Annotated in this window: 25 protein-coding genes; all 25 read left to right on the top strand. The window is 46.1% G+C overall.

Features of this window, described 5'->3' with window-relative positions:
* Window positions 1-9: 9 nt before the first annotated feature.
* The 25 genes from MNQ98_RS27320 to prfB all read left to right on the top strand — a co-directional run bounded on the left by MNQ98_RS27320 (window position 10) and on the right by prfB (window position 25,317).
* Window positions 10-1,164 (top strand): sensor histidine kinase, encoded by a 1,155-nt coding sequence (locus MNQ98_RS27320; protein ID WP_208917481.1) that lies wholly within the window; start codon window positions 10-12, stop codon window positions 1,162-1,164.
* 4 nt (window positions 1,165-1,168) lie between these two features.
* Window positions 1,169-1,891, top strand: coding sequence for a response regulator (locus tag MNQ98_RS27315; RefSeq protein ID WP_208917482.1), 723 nt, complete (start codon window positions 1,169-1,171; stop codon window positions 1,889-1,891).
* A 193-nt stretch (window positions 1,892-2,084) separates the two neighbouring features.
* Complete coding sequence (locus MNQ98_RS27310) at window positions 2,085-2,513, top strand: hypothetical protein (protein ID WP_241930988.1); 429 nt, start codon at window positions 2,085-2,087, stop codon at window positions 2,511-2,513.
* Window positions 2,514-2,921: 408 nt separating this feature from the next.
* Window positions 2,922-4,751 (top strand): ATP-dependent helicase ComFA, encoded by a 1,830-nt coding sequence (locus MNQ98_RS27305; RefSeq protein WP_481856686.1) that lies wholly within the window; start codon window positions 2,922-2,924, stop codon window positions 4,749-4,751.
* Window positions 4,752-4,776: 25 nt separating this feature from the next.
* Window positions 4,777-5,655 (top strand): ComFC family protein, encoded by an 879-nt coding sequence (locus tag MNQ98_RS27300; protein ID WP_241930986.1) that lies wholly within the window; start codon window positions 4,777-4,779, stop codon window positions 5,653-5,655.
* A gap of 111 nt (window positions 5,656-5,766) precedes the next feature.
* Window positions 5,767-6,180, top strand: coding sequence for a TIGR03826 family flagellar region protein (locus MNQ98_RS27295; RefSeq protein WP_241930985.1), 414 nt, complete (start codon window positions 5,767-5,769; stop codon window positions 6,178-6,180).
* Window positions 6,181-6,319: 139 nt separating this feature from the next.
* Window positions 6,320-6,604, top strand: a complete 285-nt coding sequence (gene flgM / locus MNQ98_RS27290) for a flagellar biosynthesis anti-sigma factor FlgM (protein ID WP_241930984.1) — start codon at window positions 6,320-6,322, stop codon at window positions 6,602-6,604.
* An 11-nt stretch (window positions 6,605-6,615) separates the two neighbouring features.
* Window positions 6,616-7,119, top strand: coding sequence for a flagellar protein FlgN (locus tag MNQ98_RS27285; RefSeq protein ID WP_241930983.1), 504 nt, complete (start codon window positions 6,616-6,618; stop codon window positions 7,117-7,119).
* Between the two features lie 16 nt (window positions 7,120-7,135).
* On the top strand, window positions 7,136-8,725 hold the full coding sequence (gene flgK / locus MNQ98_RS27280; protein ID WP_241930982.1) for a flagellar hook-associated protein FlgK: 1,590 nt from the start codon (window positions 7,136-7,138) through the stop codon (window positions 8,723-8,725).
* A 13-nt stretch (window positions 8,726-8,738) separates the two neighbouring features.
* Window positions 8,739-9,668 carry a flagellar hook-associated protein FlgL gene (gene flgL, locus MNQ98_RS27275; protein ID WP_241930981.1) on the top strand — a complete coding sequence of 310 codons (930 nt, stop codon included), beginning with the start codon at window positions 8,739-8,741 and terminating at the stop codon, window positions 9,666-9,668.
* Between the two features lie 13 nt (window positions 9,669-9,681).
* Window positions 9,682-10,245, top strand: a complete 564-nt coding sequence (locus MNQ98_RS27270; protein ID WP_241930980.1) for a DUF6470 family protein — start codon at window positions 9,682-9,684, stop codon at window positions 10,243-10,245.
* Window positions 10,246-10,432: 187 nt separating this feature from the next.
* Window positions 10,433-10,888 carry a flagellar assembly protein FliW gene (gene fliW, locus MNQ98_RS27265; protein WP_241930979.1) on the top strand — a complete coding sequence of 152 codons (456 nt, stop codon included), beginning with the start codon at window positions 10,433-10,435 and terminating at the stop codon, window positions 10,886-10,888.
* A gap of 1 nt (window position 10,889) precedes the next feature.
* Window positions 10,890-11,123, top strand: coding sequence for a carbon storage regulator CsrA (gene csrA / locus MNQ98_RS27260; RefSeq protein ID WP_241930978.1), 234 nt, complete (start codon window positions 10,890-10,892; stop codon window positions 11,121-11,123).
* Between the two features lie 149 nt (window positions 11,124-11,272).
* On the top strand, window positions 11,273-12,490 hold the full coding sequence (locus tag MNQ98_RS27255) for a flagellin N-terminal helical domain-containing protein (RefSeq protein ID WP_241930977.1): 1,218 nt from the start codon (window positions 11,273-11,275) through the stop codon (window positions 12,488-12,490).
* A gap of 226 nt (window positions 12,491-12,716) precedes the next feature.
* Entirely contained in the window at window positions 12,717-13,904 is a 1,188-nt protein-coding gene (locus MNQ98_RS27250; RefSeq protein WP_241930976.1) for a flagellin N-terminal helical domain-containing protein, read from the top strand.
* Window positions 13,905-14,248: 344 nt separating this feature from the next.
* Window positions 14,249-15,442, top strand: a complete 1,194-nt coding sequence (locus MNQ98_RS27245; RefSeq protein WP_241930975.1) for a flagellin N-terminal helical domain-containing protein — start codon at window positions 14,249-14,251, stop codon at window positions 15,440-15,442.
* Between the two features lie 339 nt (window positions 15,443-15,781).
* Entirely contained in the window at window positions 15,782-16,933 is a 1,152-nt protein-coding gene (locus MNQ98_RS27240) for a flagellin N-terminal helical domain-containing protein (protein ID WP_241930974.1), read from the top strand.
* Window positions 16,934-17,127: 194 nt separating this feature from the next.
* Window positions 17,128-17,505 carry a flagellar protein FlaG gene (locus MNQ98_RS27235; RefSeq protein WP_241930973.1) on the top strand — a complete coding sequence of 126 codons (378 nt, stop codon included), beginning with the start codon at window positions 17,128-17,130 and terminating at the stop codon, window positions 17,503-17,505.
* A 12-nt stretch (window positions 17,506-17,517) separates the two neighbouring features.
* Window positions 17,518-19,005, top strand: a complete 1,488-nt coding sequence (gene fliD / locus MNQ98_RS27230) for a flagellar filament capping protein FliD (RefSeq protein WP_241930972.1) — start codon at window positions 17,518-17,520, stop codon at window positions 19,003-19,005.
* Between the two features lie 22 nt (window positions 19,006-19,027).
* Window positions 19,028-19,423, top strand: coding sequence for a flagellar export chaperone FliS (gene fliS, locus MNQ98_RS27225; protein WP_241930971.1), 396 nt, complete (start codon window positions 19,028-19,030; stop codon window positions 19,421-19,423).
* Entirely contained in the window at window positions 19,416-19,751 is a 336-nt protein-coding gene (locus MNQ98_RS27220; RefSeq protein ID WP_241930970.1) for a hypothetical protein, read from the top strand. The genes fliS and MNQ98_RS27220 overlap by 8 nt, the downstream gene beginning before the upstream one ends.
* A 270-nt stretch (window positions 19,752-20,021) precedes the next feature.
* Complete coding sequence (locus MNQ98_RS27215; protein WP_241930969.1) at window positions 20,022-20,219, top strand: cold shock domain-containing protein; 198 nt, start codon at window positions 20,022-20,024, stop codon at window positions 20,217-20,219.
* 290 nt (window positions 20,220-20,509) lie between these two features.
* Entirely contained in the window at window positions 20,510-21,073 is a 564-nt protein-coding gene (gene hpf / locus MNQ98_RS27210; protein WP_208917515.1) for a ribosome hibernation-promoting factor, HPF/YfiA family, read from the top strand.
* Window positions 21,074-21,394: 321 nt separating this feature from the next.
* Window positions 21,395-23,902 (top strand): preprotein translocase subunit SecA, encoded by a 2,508-nt coding sequence (gene secA, locus MNQ98_RS27205; protein WP_241930968.1) that lies wholly within the window; start codon window positions 21,395-21,397, stop codon window positions 23,900-23,902.
* A 301-nt stretch (window positions 23,903-24,203) separates the two neighbouring features.
* A protein-coding gene (gene prfB / locus MNQ98_RS27200) for a peptide chain release factor 2 (RefSeq protein WP_208920043.1) occupies window positions 24,204-25,317 on the top strand; the annotation gives its coding sequence in 2 pieces (ribosomal slippage) (window positions 24,204-24,275 and window positions 24,277-25,317; 1,113 coding nt in all).
* Window positions 25,318-25,331: the final 14 nt, after the last annotated feature.

The raw sequence follows: 25,331 nt of genomic DNA, 5'->3' as shown, positions 1-25,331 counted from the left end.
GTAGAGTGCGTGGATTATCAAGCTGATGCCATCGACCGTGTCATAAAGAACGCCATCCAAGTGATGGAAGACAGCAAATACCAGATGTTTGAAATATTGGAGACATCGCGCGATGAGCTCGTGTCTCTCAATCAGGAACTGCAGCAGGTATTGAAAGAAACGACGGAAACCTTGGAGAAGGTAGACCAGTTGGAACTGAACTACCGCCGTTCCCGGATCCGGTTGACGGAAGTCAGCCGGGATTTTGTCCGGTATAAGGAAGAGGACATCAAGCAGGCGTACGAGAAGGCAACGCAACTTCAGCTTGATCTCATGATTTATCGCGAGAAGGAAATGTACTTGAAAGCAAGACGCGACGAGCTCCAGAAACGGGCTCGCAGTGTCGAGAGCTCGGTGGAACGAGCGGAATCCATCGGATCGCAAATGGGGGTAGTGTTGGAATACTTGTCAGGGGAACTCGGACAGGTGTCTCGAATTATCGAGTCCGCTAAGAATCGTCAGGTTATTGGGTTGAAGATTATTTTGGCTCAAGAGGAAGAACGCAAGCGCATTGCACGTGAAATCCATGATGGACCGGCACAGCTGCTGGCTAATCTGGTTCTTAGGACGGAAATTGTAGAAAGAATGCTTGTTAAGCAGGAATTTAAGATGGTGCAGGACGAAATAGTAGATTTGAAGGGGCAGGTCCGATCCAGCCTTGAAGAAATGCGCAAAGTTATCTTTAATCTGCGTCCAATGGCACTCGATGATTTGGGGCTTATCCCCACACTCCGTAAATACGTGCATGATTTTGAAGAGAAAACCAAAATCCGCATGTTGTTTGAAACACGTGGCAAGGAGCATCGTCTCTCTTCTGCGATGGAGGCGGCCATCTACCGGTTGGTGCAGGAAGCACTTACAAATGCGGCCAAACATGCTTACCCGACATATGTGCTAGTGGAGCTTACATATCAGGCGCAAATGGTTAAAATCGTAGTACAAGACAACGGACTAGGATTCAAGGTTGAATTACTGGAACAGAAGAGCAAGGATCACTTTGGGTTAATCGGCATGCGGGAGAGGGTCGAACTGCTCGAAGGGAGAATGGAAATTGAATCAGCTGAGAATCAAGGTACAAAGATCATTATCCATATCCCGACGAACGTAGAGAAGAGAAAGGAGTAACAGAATGGAAAATTTTGAGAATGAAAATCCGGTCATTAAAGTGCTTTTAGCAGATGACCATCAGCTTTTCCGTGAAGGGCTTAAACGTATTTTAAATATGGAGGATGACATTGACGTCATCGGTGAATGTGGAGACGGCATTCAGGTGCTGGAATTCTGCAATCAGATTAAGCCGGACATCGTTCTGATGGACATCAATATGCCTACGGAGAATGGCGTGCAGGCTACCGAGAAACTGCGTGAGTTATTCCCGGAGATTAAAGTTATTATTCTTTCCATTCATGATGATGAGAGCTATGTGTTTGAGACGCTCCGTAAAGGGGCAAATGGATATTTGCTGAAGGATATGGAAGCTGAATCGCTGATCAATGCGATCCGCTCCGTTCACGAGGGCTATGCCTTCATTCATCCGAAAGTAACGGGTAAGCTTATCCAGCAGCTTCGCCGCATGACTTACGTGAATGAAGCCGGAGCTATGGCAGAAGGCGGTACACGTGAAGCTGGCGTTAAATTTGTCGCTGGGGAGAATAACCCGTTGACACGCCGCGAAGCCGAAGTGCTTCGTCTGATGGCTGAGGGTAAGAGCAACAAGATGATCGGGGAATACCTATTCATTAGTGAAAAAACCGTAAAAAACCACGTCAGCAGCATTTTGCAAAAGATGGAAGTCGACGATCGCACGCAAGCGGTTATCAACTCCATCAAATATGGCTGGGTGACACTGTAAGCCGCCGTCCGAAGCACGGACACGGCTGTACACATGGGGGAGGGGATCGCCAGATATGGCGGTTCCTTTTGTGTTTTTTTGAGGAGTCAGATTAGTGCCGTGACCTGGGGCTAATGTGCGGGCTTCAGGTCATCCTTGTCACCGCTTTTCTTTTTTCGGCATATACTGTCGGTAAGAGAAGGAGGTGAGTCTCATGGTTGCCCATTTACTGTGGATACTGGCCATATACGGGATCGCAGTGGCGTTGGTACACATCCTGCATGCCCGTCGGCATCGTGGAGGATCACCGAACCGGCGTTCACGGATGCATTATGAGCTGATTACGTCCAACCATGAGCGGCAGGTGGAATGGTACTTGAGAGCCCTTTCACTGTATGCCCTGCTAAGCGGGACGCGGGTGCGCGTCACCGTCCTTGATGACCGGTCGGATGATGATACGATGGTAATTGTGCACAGATTGGCGAACTTGTCCGGAATAGAGCTGCATGTTAGCGAGTTAAATTCAGATGAGGACGAGAACAAGGGTATAAAGAAGATAACTTCCGAAAGTGATGAACATTTTATTCGCATTGATCTGCGAATCCCAAGTGAGGCTGTCCGAATCCCCTATGTACAGGGTTAGGCGGCAGGAAAGCGGTTATGTCGGCTTTTTTTTCCGGGCTATAGATGTTATGGCGTGAAGCACACTCCAACCTTTACAAAGGAGAGGAGGGTGCTTTTTTGCGTTGCGACATAGCTTACTAGGTGAACATAGATCAGCAGAAGCATTGTTATATCGAAATACGGATAACATTTGTGGCGAGCGTTAACATATTTCGTGAATAAAAGACTAACTACTGGAAAAAAGTGGCGCATGTGGATGATCTCTGGCTTGCAACGCCATGCTGCGCTGGGAGTTTGAGAGGTGAGAAATAGAGGTTGAAAGGGGGGATATCTGGTGCAGGCAGCTTTGTATGCAGTGAGGAGTATGGGGTCTTGGAGTATAGAGATATCGCTGGATGTCCGAGTTGATGTACAGTGGTGGCTGAATATGCAATTAGCAGAACGGCTTGTCCTATTAGCCTGGAGTTTGCCATTGGGCTGGGCAGTCAGCTTGAGGGAAAGATTCCGTGGAAACCGAGTGATGGATCGTTGGGGTTTAAACGAATGGCGCAAATACGTGCTGCAGTCTCTGGCTGTGCATTTAGCCGCAGAGCCGCAAGGTCAGGGAGAACAGCTGATAGGCAAGGCAGATGATATGGTGATGTGGACGTCCGGGCAAATAGCTGGAATAAATACCGGATTTGAGGATGCTATGGTGTGGGACAGGCTGCTTATGCAAGCGGAGGAGTTAGGGGAATTACTGCAAGGACGGGCACTGCTGGCCGGCGAGGTGGAGGCTTTGTTGGAGGAGGCTTCTGACTGTGTGAAGCCTCCAGAACGCGGTGTGGCGCCGCATGATGCCGCTCGACCACAGGCCGGCGCGGACTTGTCCGCCGGCTGGCTTGCCGCGGCCCAGCTCGGCTGCCTGCTGGGCCGCCTGCGCTTGGATGCGGGGCTGGCACAGCCCGCCCCGTGGGAGAAGCCCGGCTGGCTGCGCCGCAGCCGGGCAATGGCCCTTCGTTGCCGGCGTTGCGGCAGCGAGGCCCTTAGCCGCACGGCATGCGCCACGTGCGGCTCGGCGGCTTGCGCCTATTGCGAGGCCTGCCTCGCGATGGGGCGCAGCCGCTCTTGTGCGCTGCTGCTGCAGGGCGCAGCGCATCCGGCCGTGCGTGGCACGGCCGGGGGTTCCCCCACCGAGGCCTTGGTCCGGTGGGGGCTGAGCGCAGCGCAAGGCGTCGCTGCAGGCGCCGCGCTGCGGTTTTTGGCGGAGCCGCCGGAGGCGGGCTCCGCGGCCGCCCGCTTCCTGATCTGGGCGGTGACGGGCGCCGGGAAGACCGAAATGATCTTCCCGTTGCTTCAAGCCGTACTAGATGGCGGCGGGCGGGTGTTGGTGGCGGCGCCTAGAAGAGACGTGGTGCTGGAACTGGCACCCCGGCTGGCCACCGCCTTTCCGAGTGAGAGCATCGTGACGCTGTATGGTGGCAGCCCGGACCGCTGGAAGCGGGGCAGCATTACCTTGGCGACGACGCATCAGCTGCTGCGTTTCCGCCACGCTTTTGATCTGGTTGTCATTGATGAGATCGATGCTTTTCCGTATCATAACGATCCGATGCTTGATTATGCCGCCAATGGGGCCTGTAAGCCAGGTGGCAAATATATCTACCTGTCCGCGACCCCGCCCTCGAAGCTCCAGCGTGAGGCGGCTGCAGGGAGACTGCCTCACGCCAAAGTACCCGCACGTTTTCACGGTCATCCCCTGCCTGTGCCGAAGCCTCTTAAAATCCCCTCTGTCCAGCGTTGTCTGACTCAGAAGAGTCTTCCTTCAAGTCTGGTGCGTGAGCTAAAGACCTCTATTAGCCGGGGAGCCCAAGTCTTTTTATTCGTTTCGCGCATTCGCCATATTGATTCGTTTTTGCAACTGTTACGCCGCTATTTTTCCGAGATTACGATAGAGGGGACATCTTCTGTGGATCCCGATAGAGGGAATAAAGTGATGTCGTTTCGGAACCGTGATATCCGTCTGCTTGTAACGACTACGATTTTGGAGCGCGGTGTCACCGTGCCGAAAAGTGACGTATTCATCGTAGATGCAGACAGTGATCTCTTTGATGAAGCGGCGCTGATCCAAATGGCCGGTCGGGCCGGCCGCTCTAAGGATGATCCTGCAGGGAAGGTTGTATTTGGCTCACCTCAATGGACACGGTCTCAGCGCTCGGCTGTGAACCAGATCAAGCGAATGAACCGGATTGCCAGAAAGGGGAATTATCTGAAAGTTTGAGTGAGAGCTTAGGAGGCCAATAATCATGCTAATGGATACGCTGGACCGATTTCTGAAACCATTCCACCGAATGCTGGCAGTCTCTGGTCAGAAGTGCCTTACCTGCGGTAAAACGACAGCTTTGTCACGTGAACACCTCGGATTATGCAGAACATGTTACCTATCGATTCCGTGGATTACGAATCCAAGATGTATGTACTGTGGAAGACATATCGGTTGTCCGGATTGTACTCGTGAGAGCACTGAACCGTGGCATTTTGTATGTAACCGAAGTGCAGCGGCATATAACGCCGATATGAGGGAGTGGTTGGCACAGTATAAATACCGTGGGAACGAGTCTTATGCTCCTCTTTTGAGTGGCATGTTGGAGCGGGCGTATCGTCAGTTGCAGCGAGAGGCACAAAAGAGATGGCAGTTATTCATATCATCACATGAGACTGGTAAAAAGTCAGGTTTGCACTGGCGTGTCCATCTCGTTACATCGGTTCCAGTCAGTGAGACGAGACTCAAGGAAAGGGGATTTAACCAGGCAGAGGTGCTGGCGCGCGGCTTGGCCGCTGCCTGTAAGCTGCCATATTCCGAATTGCTCCGGCGAGATCGGCATACAGACAAACAGAGTTACAAGAGCCGGATGGATCGATTGAAAGATATGGAGGGAATTTTTGGCTGCATGCCGGAAGCGGGAGAAATACTAGACTTTCAAGCAAACCATACATATACAAGATCTCCCCAGCGAGCATTCCAGATCCCAACGGACTGTGCATTTCCAATACGAATATTATTAATAGATGATATCTATACAACGGGCAGCACCATTAATGCTTGTTCCAAGCAGCTAAAGGCCGCTGGGGAGGCACAGGGAATCTTGGTAGAAGTGTATAGTCTGACATGGGCACGCTCTTGATAGAATTATGAATAAATGCGTAATATTTTTCATGTAAAATATGGACGCAAGGACTAATATAAGTTAATCTAGGGGTATCAAAGGATCTATGCGTCATGGAGGGCGGTTAGTATGAACTTGGGGAATTGTCCTCGGTGCGGCAAATTGTATGCGCTGAACTTCCGGGATATGTGTTCTGACTGTTTGAAAGGCATTGAGGTAGAGTACCAGGATTGCGCCCAATATTTACGAGATACAAAGGGTGCTACAATCCATGAAGTATCCGAAGCGACAGGGGTTTCGATTCGCCAGATCACAAAGTTTATTCGTGAAGGGCGGATTTCTATTGCTAACGCACCGAATTTGTCGTATCCCTGCGAGGTTTGCGGAATACTGATACGCGAGAGCAATATGTGTGAATCGTGCAGAACACGGCTGACGAAGGAATTAAGAAGCGTTGCTACGGATGACCAATCCGGAAACGACAGTCAAAGTAAGAAGGACGATCATACCTACAGAGCAGTTGACAAATTACGCAAATACTAAAACGCTACAATCGAACTATTAACTATGTTTCATTCCCGACCGATAATCTTAGTAAAGGTTATCGGTTTTTTCACATTATTCGAAGTTTTTTGTAGAATGTATGTACAGGTTTTTTCTATATAAAAGGAAGGTGAGCGTTATGAAGATTAACGAAACCGGACGCGTTGGCGCTGTCCACTCGTACCAACGAAATATGGAGGCCCACCGACAGGAACAACACAATAAGACTCGTCGCAAGGACGAGGTGTCTATTTCAACGGAAGCGATGGAAATGCTTCAGGCTCAAGAACGTGCTGGCGATCCGGCGCGCATAGAGAAGATTCAATCTCTGAAAGAACAGGTCTCCTCGGGGACTTACCAAGTGAGTGCCGATAAACTTGCGGAGAAGCTGCTACCTTATTTTAAGCAGTTTCCTGAGAACTAAAGGTGTCTGATATGACAGTACAGGTATTAATTGATTCCCTACAGCGGCTAGAAATGGTATATAACGACATGCTGGCTGTGGCTGACGATAAGAAGCAGGCCATTATGAAGAACGATGTGGATACCGTCGTCCAGTTGCTGAATCGAGAGTCTAAAGGAATGAAGATGATTGAGAAACTGGAACGGGATCGTGTCGAATCCGCGTATGCTTTTTTGCAGAGCCGGGGAGTTAAGTCACAGCTGGAGTTAACACTGACTGAGCTTGCACGACTCGTATTCGATCCGGAGGAAAAAGAGAAGCTGCTGGACGTTCAGTCCCGTTTGTCCCGCACGCTTCATGAGCTGAAGGAGAAGAATGATCTGAATCAGCAGTTGCTGGTGCAATCCCTCGACTTCATCGATTTTTCCCTCGACATGCTGACTGGAAAGTCATCACAGGACGAGGTCACATATCATCACCCGTCTGACAAAGGCGGCAGCACAGGACGGCCGGGCCTGTTCGATACCCGAGCGTAAACAGGAGGATTTTGTCATGCGATCTACATTTCATTCATTAGAAACGGCCAAGCGGGCCCTGTTTACACAGACAGCCGCACTCGGAACGACAGGTCATAATATTGCTAATGCCAATACGGTAGGGTACTCCCGACAAGTGGTGAAGATGCAAGCGTCCCTTCCAATGGAAGCCTACGGTTTGTCACGTTCCACTATCGCTGGACAGATGGGTACAGGAGTTGAGTTCACTAGCATTAATCGGATTAGGGAGCAATTTCTCGATGATCAATTTCGCGGTGAGAACAGTTCGTTCGGAGGTTGGAATATACAGGCCGATACATTGAGTAAACTAGAAGCTATTTTTACTGAGCCTTCAGATACGGGCCTTCGGATGGTTATGGACAAGTTCTTCTCATCCTGGTCCGATTTAAGCAAGAATCCCGAGGATCCTACAGCTCGTAAGATCGTAGTACAGACAGCACAAGCGTTTACAGATGCCTTAAATTATATGAGCGGGCAACTGGACAACCTTGATGCAGATCTTGGGAAGAATGTTGACGTTAAAGCGATGGAAATCAACACGCATCTGGCATCGATTCAGGACCTGAACCGATCCATTACACGGATCGAGTCCCTTGGCGATGACGCCAATGACCTTCGTGACCAACGTGATTTATTGACCGATCAATTGTCCAAAATCATTAATATTACCGTAACCGAGGGCGAGAACGGCTACAATATTTCAATGGGAGCTCAAATGCTCATTGAAGGGGATAATGATCCTGTTAACGTAAATGCCATTTCTTTAGACAATGCGTTTACCACTGGGGATCTTAAAGGCGGCGAAGTTCACGGAATGCTCGTATCCAGAAAGACATTCGTTGCGGATTATAAGAACCAGTTAAATAATCTGGCTAGTACCATTGTGGGCGGTGATGTGCCTGTAACGATTCCGTCGGGCTCTAGAATTCCGGATGGATCTACCTTTGATGTAGATATTGAGGTATCCGTCAATGGCGCTGTGAGTACCGTTACGGCAGGACAACAGGTTCCTGCTGATGCTGTGCTTGCCAAAGAAGCTACAGTGACGGTGAAGGGATTGAACGGACTTCATCAATTGGGATATACGATGGACGGGACAACGAATCCCGGGCTTCCTTTCTTTATGATGTCCATCGGCGAGAATAACAAGTTGAATATCAACCTCAATCCTGAGATTGCGGCAGACCCAAGTAAAATAGCTACCTCAATGCGAATTGAGGGAACAGGAACGGCTGAAAAGGTTGTTAAAGGCAACAATACGCTAGCCCTTTTAATCGCAGGTTTGAACGTTGCAAAATTTAGCGATGCAGGGGGCACGAAGGGAACGATTGCTTCATTTTTCAGCTCTATGGTCGGACAGCTTGGTATTCAGGCGCAGGAAGCGAATCGGCAAACAGACAACGCCTATACCTTGGTGACACAGGTCGAAGGCCGGAGGCAGTCAGTGAGCGGGGTATCATTGGATGAAGAAATGACGAATATGATTAAATTCCAACATGCATACAGTGCCTCAGCCCGTTTCATGACCACATTTGATCAAGTGCTAGACAAATTAATTAATTCCACTGGTGTAGTAGGACGTTAAGGAGTGAATAGCCATGCTTAGAGTCACATCCAATATGATGAATTCACAACTGCTGATGAATTTGAACCGTAACGGGCGGGCAATGAATGAGAACCAACTGCAGCTTGCTACCGGGCGCAAGCTCAATAAGCCTTCAGATGATCCTGTAGGTATGACTTACTCTCTTCGCTATCGGACAGAGCTTTCAGCGAATACACAGTATCAGAGCAATGTTGACAGTGCTTTGTCTTGGCTCGATTATAATGATACGGCCCTGGGACAAGTAGGGGATATTCTTCAGCATTTGAAGGAACTTACAGTACGAGCATCCAATTCAACCAATCCTCAATCTGCGTTAACCGCTATCCAGACCGAAATTGAGCAGCTTAAGGAGCAACTAATCGATATCGGCAACAGCAAGTTAAATGGGAAATATATTTTCAATGGTGAGCAATATGATCAGAAACCTTATGATTTTGTGAAAGACGGCAATAATTTGTCGGATACGAGCGGTGCCGGCGACTTGTTGACAGATCCAGGAAACATCAATTTTATCGTTGGCGAAAGTGTTCAGATGCCGATCAATGTGACAGGGAATGACATATTCGGAAGCCCGTCTGAAAAAGACGACGACCACCTGTTTACGATGATTGATCGACTGACCACAGCTATGAGCACCAGTGACTTTCCTGCGATTTCTGCACAACTCGACAAATTGGACACCCGTTTGGATAAGGTGGTAACAGCCCGTGCTGAGATCGGGGCCAAAACCAATCGTATAGAGTTGATGGCTGGTAGACTCGAAGATATGGGAATCAACTTAACAGATATGCAGTCCAAGGCCGAAGATGCAGATTATGAAAAAGTAATTATTCAATCGAAGATTCAGGAGAGCATTTATAATGCTTCACTTTCAGCAGGTGCGAAGATTATTTCCACTTCGCTGGTTGATTTTCTGAGATAGGTGGTGATCTCCTGTGATTCCCCAGCTTCAGATTGTTAGACAGCCTGCTTTGCAAGAAATGAATTCAAAGAAGGCAGAGTTGTCTATAAGACAGCAAAGACCTGATATGCAGATTGAAACTTCACAAGCCAAGATGAATATAAGTCAGCCTAGACCGGACATGGAGATTGATCAGCATCAAGCATGGAGAGCTTATAATGGTGGTACTGCGCTTGAGATGAATCGGCAGATCTATTCGGAATTGCCTGCCTTATTTCTAGAAGGTCTGGCTAAGCGGGTAGAGCAAGGGAATCGGATGGCTGAGATCCACTTGCCGGGTAACACCATTAGTGAGATTTATGGTTCGGATTGGAAGCGGGATCCGTTTGTGGAATATCGTGCACCGGCCTCTTACGATAATGTAGATATCTATGTGAATAGAAACCGTCCTGAGATTGCCATCGAGCCGATTGCACCGCAAATTTCAGCCCAGGCGTACACACCAGAGATTGAGTACAATCCGGGCTTTTTAGAAATTCGAATGAAGCAGTATGGATCGATTGAGATCATTCCACCTCAAATCGATATGACAATGTAATAGTTCAATATACAAGCTATAGGGGGCGTGCTACCATCTATAGCTTGTTTTAAAATATAAGAAAGTATAAGTTCCATATTGCATACTTGGCTTATATTTTTCGAAGAAACGCCGCTGCCCTTTAAATAAGGACGCCGAAGGCGTTTCTTCTCGTTAAAAAAATATTTCAGTATGTTAAGGAGTGCGAATGATGAACGTTGAAACAGCCCAGTTTGGACAATTAGAAGTACCTGATGAACAAGTCTATCATTTTTCCAAAGGAATCCCGGGATTTGAGAGTCATTCGACATTTGCTGTCATAGATGTCGGAGAGGGTCCCTTCTCTTATTTGCAGTCTTTGCAGGAGAGTCATATTTCTCTGTTAATGACAGATCCTTTTGTGTTTTACCCGAACTATGAGTTCGATCTGCCGGAATCGATTGTAGAGGAAATGGAACTGGATTCTGCTCTGTTGATTCGTTGTATCGTAACGATCAATGAGGATGCAGCCCAATCGACGATCAACTTGCTGGCACCGCTCGTTTTTAATTTGGAGAATAAGAGTGCGAGACAAGTTATCTTGCACAATTCCGAATATCAATCACGACATCCTCTATGGTTAAGCGGTGAGAAGCCAACTCCATCTGAAAAGGCGGGTGAGTAGTATGCTGGTATTGTCGCGTAGAAAGGGAGAATCCGTCATCATTCAGGACGAGATTGAAATAACGATACTTGGAGTTGACGGTGATAATGTAAGGCTGGGAATAAACGCACCGAAAAGTGTAGATGTGTTTCGCAAGGAAATTTACTTATCGATTCAGGAAGCGAACCGGGAATCGGCGAATCAATCTTCCATCGGTGTGGAAGAGCTGATGAAGCATTTGAACAATCCGAAATAATTCTTTTGAACCATGCTTAAAAGACTAAAGTTGTATGAATCATATGACGATAAAAGGAATATACGCTATTTCGAAGGGGCGGCCGACCTTAACGAAAGCAAGCGAAACCACATGGATGTGGGACAAGCCATTTCAAGGAGGAAATTCAAATGATTATCAACCACAATATTGCTGCATTGAATACACACCGTCAACTCGGTGCTAACACAGGTGCTTCTTCTAAAAACTTGGAGAAATTGTCTTCCGGTCTTCGTATCAACCGTGCAGGGGATGACGCTGCTGGTCTGGCAATTTCCGAAAAAATGCGTGGTCAAATCCGCGGTTTGGATATGGCTCAGAAGAATGCTCAAGACGGTATCTCCCTGATTCAAACAGCTGAGGGCGCTCTGACTGAAACTCATAGCATCCTGCAACGTATGCGTGAGCTGGCTGTACAAGCTTCTTCCGACACCAACGAAGGCGTTGACCGTCAAAAACTTCAAGCAGAAGTTGACGAGCTGTCCAAAGAAATCAAACGTATTTCCACAGACACTGAGTTCAACAACCAAAAAGTGTTGGACGGATCTTTTTCTGATAAGACCTTCCACATTGGTGCTAACTCAGGACAGAGCATTAAATTGAGCATCAATAATATGAGCAATTCACAATTGGGAATAGACGGAGTTAAAGCGGTAGAAACTAAAGCAACTGGAATTGGTGTTGATATCTCTAACTACGGCTCCGCAGTTACAATCAATATTGAAGAAGGAGTAGCAGCAGCTAAAACTGGTTCAGCTGCAGTAGATAAAACTACTGCGAAAATTGAAGCTGACGGTACCATTACACTTACTCTTAGACAAGCAGCTGGTGAAAAAGAATCAGCTGGAGGTGCTAATGACGAAAAAGCAGGTGCTATTTTAGCTACTAGAGATGAAATTGCTGCAGCAATTAATGAAGCTTTCGGTAAAGCGGGTATTGATGCTGTTGCCAAATCCGATGAAGGGACTGCTCCAATTGCTGCACCAGCTGCAAATGCTTCTGTAGCAGTCACTACTGCAGATGCAAACGTTAAAGATGACACTGCGGGTGTTCGCATCTCTACTCAAAAATCTGCTGATGCAGCAATCACTACTATCAACAACGCTTTGAACACAGTTTCCGAAGAACGTTCTAAATTGGGTGCGAACCAAAACCGTCTTGAGCACACAATCAACAACTTGGGAGCTACTTCCGAGAACTTGACAGCTGCTGAATCCCGTATTCGTGACGTGGATATGGCTAAAGAAATGATGTCTTTCACTAAGAACAACATTCTTACACAAGCTGCTCAAGCGATGTTGGCTCAAGCGAACCAACAACCACAAGGCGTTCTGCAATTGCTTCGTTAATTTATGGTTATACCTAGAGGCCTTGGTTATTTCCAAGGTCTCTTTGATTTGAAAATGCGCATAATAACTTCAAAATATTTTTTGTTGCCATGTTTTAAACACTAAAGTTGTATGAAGCACATGACGATAAAAGAAATAGACGCTATTTCGGAGGGGCGGCCGACCTTAACGAAAGCAAGCGAAACCACATGGATGTGGGACAAACCATTTCAAGGAGGAAATTCAAATGATTATCAACCACAATATTGCTGCATTGAATACACACCGTCAACTCGGTGCTAACACAGGTGCTTCTTCTAAAAACCTGGAGAAATTGTCTTCCGGTCTTCGTATCAACCGTGCAGGGGATGACGCTGCAGGTCTGGCCATTTCCGAAAAAATGCGCGGCCAAATCCGCGGTCTGGATATGGCTCAGAAGAATGCTCAAGACGGTATCTCCCTGATCCAAACAGCTGAGGGCGCTCTGACTGAAACTCATAGCATCCTGCAACGTATGCGTGAGCTGGCTGTTCAAGCTTCTTCCGACACCAACGAAGGCGTTGACCGTCAAAAACTGCAATCCGAAGTTAACGAGCTGTCCAAAGAAATCAAACGTATTTCCACAGACACCGAGTTCAATAACCAAAAAGTTTTGAACGGGGATTTCAATGATAAAACATTCCATATCGGAGCAAACTCAGGTCAAGCCATTAAGTTGAGTATCAATGATATGAGTAATACTGAATTGGGAATTAGTGGATACGAAGGAGTAGCTACTGATGTTCTCGGTGATACAATTAGTTTGACTAATAAAGATGCTGAAAAATACACAATTGTATTTACTGCAGCAAAAACAGGTGCTAATGATGCAGCGGTTGATAAAACAACAGCCACAATGGATAAGGACGGGAATATCACAGTAACTCTTAAGCAAGCTGCTGGAGACGGTAATGCAACAGCAGGTGCTATTACTGCTACTTATGCGGAAGTAGCGGAAGCTCTTAAAGGGCTTGGATTCGATGCAACAGTAAATACTGGAACAACTGCCACTGATCCTGTTACTACTGCTCATGCTACTGCTGGTGTAACCTCAGAAGATATCACAGCAGCTTCAGTTAAGGACGACAGCGTTGGTGTAAACATATCTTCACAAAGATCTGCTGACAAAGCAATCACTACCATCAACAACGCTTTGAACACAGTTTCCGAAGAACGTTCTAAACTCGGTGCGAACCAAAACCGTTTGGAGCACACAATCAACAACTTGGGAGCTACTTCCGAGAACTTGACTGCTGCTGAATCTCGTATTCGTGATGTGGATATGGCTAAAGAAATGATGTCTTTCACTAAGAACAACATTCTTACGCAAGCTGCTCAAGCTATGTTGGCTCAAGCGAACCAACAACCACAAGGCGTTCTGCAATTGCTTCGTTAATCTATATAATCATTCAGGGACCTTGGTATTCCAAGGTCCCTTTGATTTGAAGACATACACAATTCGCTATTATAGATGAACCGTGCGCTTTTTGCAGTTTTTAAAGGGTAGCCATTTTGATCTATTTAGTATAGACCCTTTTGTTTTTTACCCTAATTATGGGTATGGTCAGTCAGAGTCCGCCAACACCAAATATTTTTTATAACCATGATTAAAACTCTAAAGTGAAAATAAACATCTGACGATAAAAGAAATAGACGCTATTTCGGAGGGGCGGCCGACCTTAACGAAAGCAAGCGAAACCACATGGATGTGGGACAAACCATTTCAAGGAGGAAATTCAAATGATTATCAACCACAATATTGCTGCATTGAATACACACCGTCAACTCGGTGCAAACACAGGTGCTTCTTCTAAAAACCTGGAGAAATTGTCTTCCGGTCTTCGCATCAACCGTGCAGGGGATGACGCTGCTGGTCTGGCCATTTCCGAAAAAATGCGCGGCCAAATCCGCGGTTTGGATATGGCTCAAAAGAACGCACAAGACGGTATCTCCCTGATCCAAACAGCTGAGGGCGCTCTGACTGAAACTCATAGCATCCTGCAACGTATGCGCGAGCTGGCTGTTCAAGCTTCTTCCGACACCAACGAAGGCGTTGACCGTCAAAAGCTTCAATCCGAAGTTGACGAGTTGTCCAAAGAAATCAAACGTATTTCCACAGACACTGAGTTCAACAACCAAAAAGTATTGAACGGAGATTTCAACGATAAAACATTCCATATCGGAGCTAACACAGGTCAAGCCATTAAATTGAGCATTAATGATATGAGTAATACTGAGCTAGGGGTAAATGGATTTAAAGGTCTAGATTCCGATCTCATCGCAAACGAAATTACCATAACTAATAAAGATGGTTCCGCGTATACTATCTCATTTGCAGCTCTTGGTGACGATACCTCAGCAGCTGTTGATAAGACTTCTGCTACTATGGATGAAAACGGGAATATTGTAATTAAACTGGCTCAAGAAGGATTCAGTTTAACTGATCCTACTGATCCTACCACTGCTGTTGCTGGTAACGTAACTGGGACTTATGAAGATGTAGTAAAAGCTCTTAAAGGTTTGGGAGTAGAAGCTACACTTGCTGCAGGTGTAACAGGAGCTATTGCTAATGCTGATGTTCCTGCAGCCGCTGCCAATATCGCTGCTGCCACTGAAAAAGACGACAGCGTTGGTGTAAACATATCTTCACAAAGATCTGCTGACAAAGCAATCACTACCATCAACAACGCTTTGAACACAGTTTCCGAAGAACGTTCTAAACTCGGTGCGAACCAAAACCGTCTTGAGCACACAATCAACAACTTGGGAGCTACTTCCGAGAACTTGACTGCTGCTGAATCCCGTATTCGTGATGTGGATATGGCTAAAGAAATGATGTCTTTCACTAAGAACAACATTCTTACTCAAGCAGCTCAAGCGATGTTGGCTCAAGCGAACCAACAACCGCAAGGCGTTCTGCAATTGCTTCGTTAATCTATATAATCATTCAGGGACCTTGGTATTCCAAGGTCCCTTTGATTTGAAAGAAATACACAATCCGCTATTATAGATCGACCGTGCGCTTTCTGCAGTTTTTGCAGGATAGCTATTTTGAGCTACTTAGACTAGCCTTTTTTTACCCTAATTATGAATATCGTCTGCCAGAGTCCGCGAACTCCAAATATTTTATATAACCGTGCTTAAAACACTAAAGTTGTATAAAGCACATGACGATAAAAGAAATAGACGCTATTTCGGAGGGGCGGCCGACCTTAACGAAAGCAAGCGAAACCACATGGATGTGGGACAAACCATTTCAAGGAGGAAATTCAAATGATTATCAACCACAATATTGCTGCATTGAATACACACCGTCAACTCGGTGCCAATACAGGTGCTTCTTCTAAAAACCTGGAGAAATTGTCTTCCGGTCTTCGTATCAACCGTGCAGGGGATGACGCTGCAGGTCTGGCAATTTCCGAAAAAATGCGCGGCCAAATCCGCGGTTTGGATATGGCTCAGAAGAATGCTCAAGACGGTATCTCCCTGATTCAAACAGCTGAGGGCGCTCTGACTGAAACTCACAGCATTCTGCAACGTATGCGTGAGCTGGCTGTTCAAGCTTCTTCCGACACCAACGAAGGCGTTGACCGCGCGAAACTGCAATCCGAAGTTGACGAGCTGTCCAAAGAAATCACTCGTATCTCTACTGACACTGAATTCAACAACCAAAAAGTATTGAACGGTGATTTCAACAACAAAACATTCCATATTGGTGCTAACTCCGGCCAAAACATTAAACTTAGCATCAACAACATGAGCAGTACAGAGCTTGGTGTTAATGGCGTGAAGGGTACAGCAACAGTTGGAACGGATTATGTTATAAATCATAATTCATCTGAAGGGTTTAGTTTTGAAATTAAAGCCGCCGGTCTTGAGGCAGTTGATAAAACAACTGCTAAAATTGATGATGCTGGGAATATCACTATAACATTGAAACAAGATGCAAGTCCGGATGGAACAGCTGCCGGGGATATCACAGCAACAAAAGCTGAAGTTATTGCAGCGCTTAAAGAAGCGGGAATAGATGCAGAACTTGAAGCTAGTGCTACTGGAACTGATGATGCAGCAGCAGTAACTAAGGCAGCTGTAGCTGGAGCAACAACGGTGGACGATTCCATTGGTGTTGATATTTCTACTCAAAAGGCTGCTGACAAAGCAATCACTACTATCAACAGTGCTTTGAACACAGTTTCCGAAGAACGTTCTAAACTCGGTGCGAACCAAAACCGTTTGGAGCACACGATCAACAACTTGGGAGCTACTTCCGAGAACTTGACTGCAGCTGAATCCCGTATCCGTGATGTAGATATGGCTAAAGAAATGATGTCGTTCACTAAGAACAACATTCTTACTCAAGCTGCTCAAGCGATGTTGGCTCAAGCGAACCAACAACCGCAAGGCGTTCTGCAATTGCTTCGTTAATTTTATGGCTTTACCTAGAGACCTTGGATATTTCCGAGGTCTCTTTTCTTTTTATTTGACTAAATTTTTTAAATTCAGATGTCGATATTAGTAGTATTGCCATCATTAGATATATGTGCAAGTTGGTTTTTTCCTAATACATTCCAACAAAATAGCCGATAAATATAACAATAGTATTCGCGAAAGAAGGTGCAATGGTGAATCTGCAAATTTCTATCACAGGAAATCATGCGGCTTCGAACACAACATATACTCAGCCATCTAAGAACGGAGTCGAACCTAAACCACTTGTGAATCAGGAGAAAGAACTTCATCGTATGGAAAGACAAGGTGAATATGTCACCTTGGGGGAACAGCAATTAGTCCGTTCGATTGACCGAGCCATTAAAGCACTACAAGGGCCTGAAACCATGGTAGAAGTCAATGTACATGAGAAGACGCAAGCCATTATGATCAAAGTTCTAAATAAAGAGACTGGGGAAATTATTAGAGAAATACCACCGGAACAGACACTGGAAATCGTGGCGAAAATGATGGAATTTGCAGGTCTTATCATTGATGAGCGAAGATAGGAGGAAGTACGTATGAGAGTAAGTGGATTATCATCAGGAATGGAAATTGATACCTTAGTCAAACAAATGATGACTGCCAAGCGAGCACCGCTGGACAAGTTGAATCAGAATAAACAAATTCTGGAATGGCGCAGAGACAGCTACCGAACCATGAATAGCGCATTGGTAGACTTTCGACAAAATAAACTAGATAAATACAAAAAAGCCTCAGAGATGAACATCTATAGTGCTGAGGTGTCTGGAAATAAGGATGCCATTAGTGTAAAGGCGACCACATCTGCGAATCAGGTGCCTATGACTGTAAAGGTGGATGCACTTGCTACCCAAACCACCTTAGAGACAGCATCATTGGGTGCCGGAACTACAGCCAGTACAAAGCTTGGTAGTCTTAATTCGGGCTCAGGTCCATTTACGTTTACTGTCTTACGAGGAAGTGAAACTTCACCGGTTAAGCAAACATTTGAATTTTCTAAAGATGATACAATACAGGATGTTCTAAAAAAACTGAACGGGGATTCTAGTGCAGGCATAAGCGCGACTTTTGATGAGGCTGGAAAGAAATTCATAATTAAGTCTAAAGAATACGGCAATGAAACCGTCCGGTTTGAAGGTGATTTATTAACGGATGCTTTTGGAACTGACCCGAAAACAGCTACAACAAAGGGCCAAGCCGCTTCTGTATTCATAAACGGTACTGAATATAATCCTTCATCCAACCAGCTGACAGTTAATGGTGTACAGATCACCCTTCTCAAGGAGACTGGGCCCACTGACTTAGCCACCATTACAACAAAACCTGATGGCAAAAAAGCAATCGAAACCATTAAGTCATTTATTTCAGATTACAACTCTTTAATTGCCACGTTAAACAGTAAAGTGTCAGAACAGAGATTCAGAAGTTATACCCCGTTATCAGCTGAGCAGAAAAAAGATATGACTGAGGATGACATTAAAAACTGGGAAGCAAGAGCTAAAAGTGGTCTATTGAGAAATGATGAGATATTGGTCGAGGGACTCTCCAGTATGAGAACTCTGCTGTCTTCCTCTTCTGTGAAATTTGGAGACAAGTCCATAAACCTAGCATCTATTGGTATTACAACGGGAGCCTATACGGAGAATGGTAAGCTTTATCTAAGTGATGAGACAAAGCTGATGAAAGCAATCGAAGACAATCCGGAGCAAGTAATGGAATTGTTTATTGGGTCAACAGACGGCACCCGAAAAGGCATTTTTGATAATATGTACGACAATTTAAATGTAACACTATCTAGAATGTCTGAAAAAGCGGGAACAGCGAAATACAGCACAGATCTTACAATATCGTTGAATGAGCAGAGTACCATGGGTAAAGAATTGACGGATTTGAACAGTCGTATATCGACATTAGCAAAAAAGCTTACCCAGATTGAAAACAACTACTACACACAATTCACTGCTATGGAGAAAGCCATTAATAAATTGAACTCCCAGTCAGCCAGCTTGGCTAGTTTCACGGGATAATAAGGAAAAGGGGTGAGCGTAATTGATTGCATCTCCTTATGATAAATATAGACAGTCGTCTGTACAAACCTCTACTCCAGCCCAATTGCTACTCATGACATATGATGGAGCTATCCGCTTTGTTAGAGGGGGCCTCGATGGACTCAGGGAACAAGATTATCAGAAAGCGAATACGTTTCTGAATAAGACACAGACGATTGTTAGTGAGTTAATAGTTACGCTAGACTATAGTTTTGAGGTGTCCAAGGGTCTTGCATCACTGTATGAATATATCAATCATTTATTGATACAAGCCAATATTAAAAAAGAGGTAGCACCCGCAGAAGAAGCGCTAGGATATCTGGTAGAGCTCCGCGAAACATGGGCACAGGCGGCAAAGATGGCTTTGGCTGAAGGTGCTGATACTGCCAATGGATAACTTGATTCTTAATTTAGAGAAATTGAGTCAGTCCGTATTAGAACAACTTGATCAGACCACATACGAAGAGTTGGTTGCATTTGTTGAATCCCGACAACCTATTCTGGATGAGATGTCTGTTATAATTTCGAATGGTGCTCTTAGTCAGCACCAAAGAGATCGGATTCAGAAGCTGCTCCATAATGACATGTTAATCGAAGCTCGTATGAGATCTCTTAAACAGGAGGCTTCGGATTGGCTGCGACAGCGCGATGCAGCCAAGATACAGCGGAATGCTTACGAAAGTGCTTATTCCGTAGATAGCCTTTTGATGGATCAAAGAAAATAATATAGTGTGAGCCTCTATGAAACCATAAAATGTGAGGCAAATAAAAAGATGACCTTGAATTTTGAAATAGGTCATCTTTTTTTACATTCAATATAGTCATTCGAGGAAATTAAATATTCATTATTACAAAATGATAGCCCTTTCATTTTTTGGCTAACGGATACCTTTGTCTCCATTGACAATGGATATCTTTGGATGATATAGTCGGAAATGTGGACAAAAGGTGTCTACCCACACACTTTTATTTGATGATGAAGGGAATGTTAGTGCATGCAAGGTAAAGTTAAATGGTTCAACGCAGAGAAGGGTTATGGCTTCATCGAGACTGAAGACGGCGGCGACGTATTCGTACATTTTTCCGCGATCCAGACTGAAGGCTTCAAGACTTTGGAAGAAGGACAATCCGTAGAGTTCGAAATCGTTGAAGGTGCCCGCGGACCGCAAGCAGCTAACGTAATCAAATTATAATCATCCCGGCTTAGCCGACCTACATATGCGGTATAGATGGTTAACAATTGAAGATTCGCTAGCGACAGACTCCGGTGAATGCCGGGGTCTTTTTTTGTTTGGTTTTGTAATGAAAGACAAGTGTTTTCTAGCACTTAATCCCCTATAAATAAGGGCCTCGCAACTGTCCCAGAACGGGTTCCCTCAGGCTCCGTCCGAAAGTATTTTTAAGCTCGATAACATACACAATTTCGACTTTTTACATGGGCTTAACAAAGTGTTATAATGAAGGTGCAAAGGAGGAGTGCCCTATGCAATACAGTATTCGAGGTCAACAAATTGAAGTGACCGAAGCTTTAAAGGACTACGTTGACAAGAAGCTCAACAGACTTGAGAAGTATTTTGATGCACCCCTTACCTCTGAAGGATACGTAACACTAAGTGTCATTCGAGGATTGCACACGGTGGAAGTGACCATTCCGCTACCAGGCGTTGTCCTGCGGGCGGAAGATCGAAGCGACGATATGTACGCTTCCATGGACGCTGTTGTGGACAAATTGGAACGACAGATACGCAAACACAAGACGAAGTTGAACCGCAAGTTCCGCCAGGAAGGTAGTCTGAAGACGCTGTTTGTGGAGAATGGAGCCGCAACGGGTTCCGTAGCTGTCCAACATGAGGAACACGACGAAGATGAATTGGAAGTAGTCCGTACGAAGCGTTTCACCATGAAACCGATGGATGTGGAAGAGGCCATTTTACAAATGAACATGGTCGGTCATAATTTCTTCGTATTCACCAACATTGATTCACAAGAAGTGAATGTCGTTTACAAACGTGATGACGGAAAGTACGGTTTAATCGAGAGGGATTAGGCTCACCGAACTACCGGAAATGTAGCTGTACTCGTACAATCTGAATTTACGGCTTAACATGAAAAGTGGAAGACGAGCCTTCACCCGTGAACAGCGGGGGAAGGCTCTTTATACGTATATAAGAAGAGATCGCTTAATGTGTTGCGGCATCTCTTACAAACTGTTACAATTTATGAAAACAAACTAATCCTGCAGGTATGTTTTTTGTCTGCCAGGAATGAAAATTTTTCATTTAGTTTCAATGAATCGATTTCATCATACAACCCTTTGGCACTTAATGAAGTTGATTCTATCATCTGTTTTGCACGAAAGGGGTTAACCATGCTAGGACTTGTCAAAAAGATCTTCGGCGACACCAACGAGCGCGATGTCAAACGTCTCATGAAGACAGTCGATGTAATTAACAAAAAGGAACCGGAATTCGAGGCGCTCTCGGATGAACAGCTTAAAGCGAAAACCGAGGAGTTCCGTGCGCGGATCGAAAAAGGTGAGACGCTGGATGAGTTGCTTCCAGAAGCGTTTGCGACAGTCCGTGAAACCTCCAAACGGACACTGGGCAAGCGTCATTATGACGTTCAACTAGTTGGAGGGATGGCCCTCCATGAAGGCAGAATTGCAGAGATGAAGACCGGGGAAGGGAAGACGCTTGTAGGAACCTTGCCGGTTTATTTAAATGCGCTTCTTGGCAAAGGTGTGCACGTGGTTACCGTCAATGACTATTTGGCGACACGTGATAGTGAAGAAATGGCGCAAATATATAATTTCTTGGGTATGACGGTTGGGGTTAACCTGAGCGGCATGGACCATGCAAATAAACAAGATGCTTATGCTTGCGATATTACGTACGGAACGAACAATGAGTTCGGATTCGACTATTTGCGTGATAATATGGTGCTTTATAAAGAGCAGATGGTACAGCGTCCGCTTCATTTTTGCATTATTGACGAAGTGGATTCCATTTTGGTCGACGAAGCCCGTACCCCGCTCATCATTTCGGGACAAGCCCAGAAATCGACTGAGCTGTACTATGCGGCTGACCGTTTTGTAAAGCGTCTTGATGCGGAAGAGGATTATACGGTGGATATTAAAGTTAAAGCCGTTTCTCTTACGGAAAAAGGTGTGGCTAAAGCGGAACGCGCCTTCGGGATCGACAACCTGTATGACCACAACCATGTCACGTTGAACCACCATGTGGTTCAAGCGCTGAAAGCAAATGTCATTATGCGCCTTGATGTGGACTATGTTGTAACGGAAGATGAAGTTGTAATCGTTGACGAATTTACGGGCCGCCTGATGGCAGGACGCCGCTACAGCGACGGTTTGCACCAAGCGATCGAAGCCAAAGAAGGCATCGAGGTTCAGAACGAGAGTATGACGCTTGCTACAATTACGTTCCAGAACTACTTCCGTATGTATCGTAAGCTGGCTGGTATGACAGGTACAGCGAAGACGGAGGAAGAAGAGTTCAAGAAGATCTATGGCCTGGAAGTGCTGCAGGTCCCTACGAACAAGCCGAACCAGCGGGTTGACATGCCGGATGTCGTGTACAAGAGCGAAGAAGGCAAGTTTAGAGCGGCTGTGGTCGAGATCGTGGAGCGCCATAAGAAGAATCAGCCAATACTGGTTGGTACGGTATCCATCGAGAACTCCGAACGTTTGTCGGATATGCTGAAGCGTAAAGGCGTACAACACAAAGTGTTAAATGCTAAGTACCATGCGGAAGAAGCGGAGATTATCTCCCACGCTGGTCAACCGGGCTCTGTCACGATCGCCACCAACATGGCGGGACGTGGTACGGATATCCTGCTTGGGGAAGGCGTACAGGAAGTAGGCGGTCTGCACATCATCGGTACGGAACGCCACGAATCCCGTCGTATTGATAACCAGCTTCGCGGCCGTGCCGGTCGTCAGGGTGACCCGGGTTCGACCCAGTTCTACCTGTCTCTTGGTGACGAACTGATGAAGCGTTTTGGTACGGATAATGTATTGAATATGATGGAACGCCTCGGTTTTGAGGAAGACCAGCCAATTGAGAGTAAGATGATTACCCGTGCTGTAGAATCCGCTCAGAAGCGTGTTGAAGGCAATAACTTTGATGTTCGTAAAGTCGTCCTTCAATATGATGACGTGATGAACCAGCAGCGGGAAATTATTTATAAGCAGCGCCGTGAAATCTTGGAATCCGAAGATATCAAGCAGATTGTCATTGATATGATTAAACCGGTCATTGACCGTGTCGTTGATGCACACTGTAGCGATGATATTCCGGAGAACTGGGAACTGCAGGAAGTTGCGGATTACGTGAACAGTAAACTTCTTGATGAAGGTGTTGTAACACGGGACGAGCTGTGGGGTAAGGAATCTAATGAAATTTCCGAACACCTCTTCGAGCGCGTGATGGAGAAGTACAAAGAGCGTGAGCAATCCATCGGCGAAGAGCTGGTGCGTGAATTCGAAAAAGTTATCGTGCTTCGTGCCGTAGACAGCAAGTGGATGGACCATATCGACGCGATGGATCAGCTTCGCCAAGGTATCCATCTTCGTGCTTACGGTGGTACAGATCCGCTCCGCGAGTATCAGTTCGAAGGATTCGAGATGTTTAATGCGATGATCGCCAGCATCCAAGAAGAAGTGTCGACATATATCATGAAGGCACATATCGAGACCAACCAGGAGCGCCAGGCGGTTGTGGAAGAGAGCAAGGTATCCACGAACGGTGAGCCAGCCGAGAAACGTCCTGTTCAGGTCGCTGATCAAATCGGGCGCAACGATCTTTGTCCATGCGGTAGCGGTAAGAAGTACAAGCATTGCCATGGACAGAACGCATAAGATGTCAATTAAATAGTTAGGCGTACCGCTGTGACAAGCGGTACAATCATAGACTCCCTTGAGAGTAAACAAGGGAATACCGGGATGGCTTTGATGCGCATCAGGTATTCCCCTGTGCATTCTTAAGGGAGTTGTTCTGAAGAAAAAAGAAAATACGGTGTATGAGAAATGGTCTTCATCTGCCTGAATTGAACTCACATGGGGTGGAACCCCATATCCATCCCTCCCGATTGGCCCAAGAACGTTTTTCTGGTATGAAGGGTATAATGAACTTATAAGTGAAAAGAAAGGACGAGGTGTCATGATCGATCCAAGTGTGAGGCAGGACCTACGTGAAATTAGCAAGAAATTAACCAATCTTAGGGGGTCTCTTTGACTTAGATCTTAAGCAGGAAATGATTGCGAACTTCGAAGAGAAGATGGCCGCTCCCGATTTCTGGGACGATAACGAAAAGGCGCAGAGTCTCATTGCTGAGATGAATGCCGTGAAATCAAGTGTGGATCAGTATGAGAAGTTGCAGCAGGATTATGATGATGCAGTTGTTATGATTGAATTGGCTGATGAAGAGGGAGACGACACCCTAAGCGGCGAAATTGGAGAGTCCATTAAAGAAATCGTGCGGCGTGTCGAAGAGTTCGAACTGCAACAGCTGCTGAACCAACCTTATGATAAGTTAAATGCCATCTTGGAGCTCCATCCCGGTGCAGGCGGAACCGAGTCACAGGACTGGGGGCAAATGTTGCTCCGTATGTATACCCGCTGGGCCGAAAAACGTGGTTTCAAAGTGGAAACACTCGACTATTTGCCGGGTGATGAAGCGGGAATCAAGAGTGTTACGCTCCTCATTAAGGGCTACAATGCCTATGGTTATCTGAAGGCTGAGAAAGGTGTACACCGTCTTGTTCGGATTTCGCCTTTTGATTCCTCTGGCCGACGTCACACCTCCTTCGTATCCTGTGATGTTGTGCCGGAAATTACGGACGATGTGGACATTGAAATCCGCACCGAAGATCTGAAAATAGACACCTACCGTGCCAGCGGCGCGGGTGGTCAACATATCAATACAACAGACTCTGCGGTACGGATTACGCACTTGCCGACCGGAGTTGTAGTAACCTGCCAGAATGAGCGTTCCCAGATCAAAAACCGTGAACAAGCCATGACGATGCTCCGTTCCAAGCTGTATGAGCGCAAGATTGAGGAGCAGCAGCAGCAGCTGGCTGAAATCCGTGGCGAGCAATCGGAAATTGCCTGGGGCAGTCAAATCCGTTCTTATGTATTCCATCCGTACAGCATGGTTAAGGATCACCGGACTCAGGTGGAGACCGGGAATGTAGGGGCTGTAATGGACGGCGATCTGGACGGCTTTATCGATGGATACCTGCGCAGTCAGATTAAGCAGGATGTAGAGTAAGAGGAGAATGTAAT

Source organism: Paenibacillus sp. N3/727 (assembly GCF_022637315.1).
In the GTDB taxonomy this organism is placed as follows: Bacteria; Bacillota; Bacilli; order Paenibacillales; family Paenibacillaceae; genus Paenibacillus_AQ; species Paenibacillus_AQ uliginis.
The sequence above is the reverse complement of the archived record's forward strand: the minus strand, read 5'-3'. Positions and strand labels throughout refer to the sequence as shown.

Bases quoted from the DNA above. Each gene is read 5' to 3' on its own strand.
- secA (WP_241930968.1), top strand. From the start codon at position 21,395: ATGCTAGGACTTGTCAAAAAGATCTTCGGCGACACCAACGAGCGCGAT.
- MNQ98_RS27250 (WP_241930976.1), top strand. From the start codon at position 12,717: ATGATTATCAACCACAATATTGCTGCATTGAATACACACCGTCAACTC.
- flgL (WP_241930981.1), top strand. From the start codon at position 8,739: ATGCTTAGAGTCACATCCAATATGATGAATTCACAACTGCTGATGAAT.
- MNQ98_RS27255 (WP_241930977.1), top strand. From the start codon at position 11,273: ATGATTATCAACCACAATATTGCTGCATTGAATACACACCGTCAACTC.
- MNQ98_RS27220 (WP_241930970.1), top strand. From the start codon at position 19,416: ATGGATAACTTGATTCTTAATTTAGAGAAATTGAGTCAGTCCGTATTA.
- fliW (WP_241930979.1), top strand. From the start codon at position 10,433: ATGATGAACGTTGAAACAGCCCAGTTTGGACAATTAGAAGTACCTGAT.
- MNQ98_RS27240 (WP_241930974.1), top strand. From the start codon at position 15,782: ATGATTATCAACCACAATATTGCTGCATTGAATACACACCGTCAACTC.
- MNQ98_RS27245 (WP_241930975.1), top strand. From the start codon at position 14,249: ATGATTATCAACCACAATATTGCTGCATTGAATACACACCGTCAACTC.
- MNQ98_RS27215 (WP_241930969.1), top strand. From the start codon at position 20,022: ATGCAAGGTAAAGTTAAATGGTTCAACGCAGAGAAGGGTTATGGCTTC.
- MNQ98_RS27300 (WP_241930986.1), top strand. From the start codon at position 4,777: ATGCTAATGGATACGCTGGACCGATTTCTGAAACCATTCCACCGAATG.
- MNQ98_RS27305 (WP_481856686.1), top strand. From the start codon at position 2,922: ATGCAATTAGCAGAACGGCTTGTCCTATTAGCCTGGAGTTTGCCATTG.
- flgM (WP_241930984.1), top strand. From the start codon at position 6,320: ATGAAGATTAACGAAACCGGACGCGTTGGCGCTGTCCACTCGTACCAA.
- MNQ98_RS27285 (WP_241930983.1), top strand. From the start codon at position 6,616: ATGACAGTACAGGTATTAATTGATTCCCTACAGCGGCTAGAAATGGTA.
- hpf (WP_208917515.1), top strand. From the start codon at position 20,510: ATGCAATACAGTATTCGAGGTCAACAAATTGAAGTGACCGAAGCTTTA.
- MNQ98_RS27315 (WP_208917482.1), top strand. From the start codon at position 1,169: ATGGAAAATTTTGAGAATGAAAATCCGGTCATTAAAGTGCTTTTAGCA.
- MNQ98_RS27295 (WP_241930985.1), top strand. From the start codon at position 5,767: ATGAACTTGGGGAATTGTCCTCGGTGCGGCAAATTGTATGCGCTGAAC.
- csrA (WP_241930978.1), top strand. From the start codon at position 10,890: ATGCTGGTATTGTCGCGTAGAAAGGGAGAATCCGTCATCATTCAGGAC.
- MNQ98_RS27310 (WP_241930988.1), top strand. From the start codon at position 2,085: ATGGTTGCCCATTTACTGTGGATACTGGCCATATACGGGATCGCAGTG.
- fliD (WP_241930972.1), top strand. From the start codon at position 17,518: ATGAGAGTAAGTGGATTATCATCAGGAATGGAAATTGATACCTTAGTC.
- MNQ98_RS27235 (WP_241930973.1), top strand. From the start codon at position 17,128: ATGGTGAATCTGCAAATTTCTATCACAGGAAATCATGCGGCTTCGAAC.
- flgK (WP_241930982.1), top strand. From the start codon at position 7,136: ATGCGATCTACATTTCATTCATTAGAAACGGCCAAGCGGGCCCTGTTT.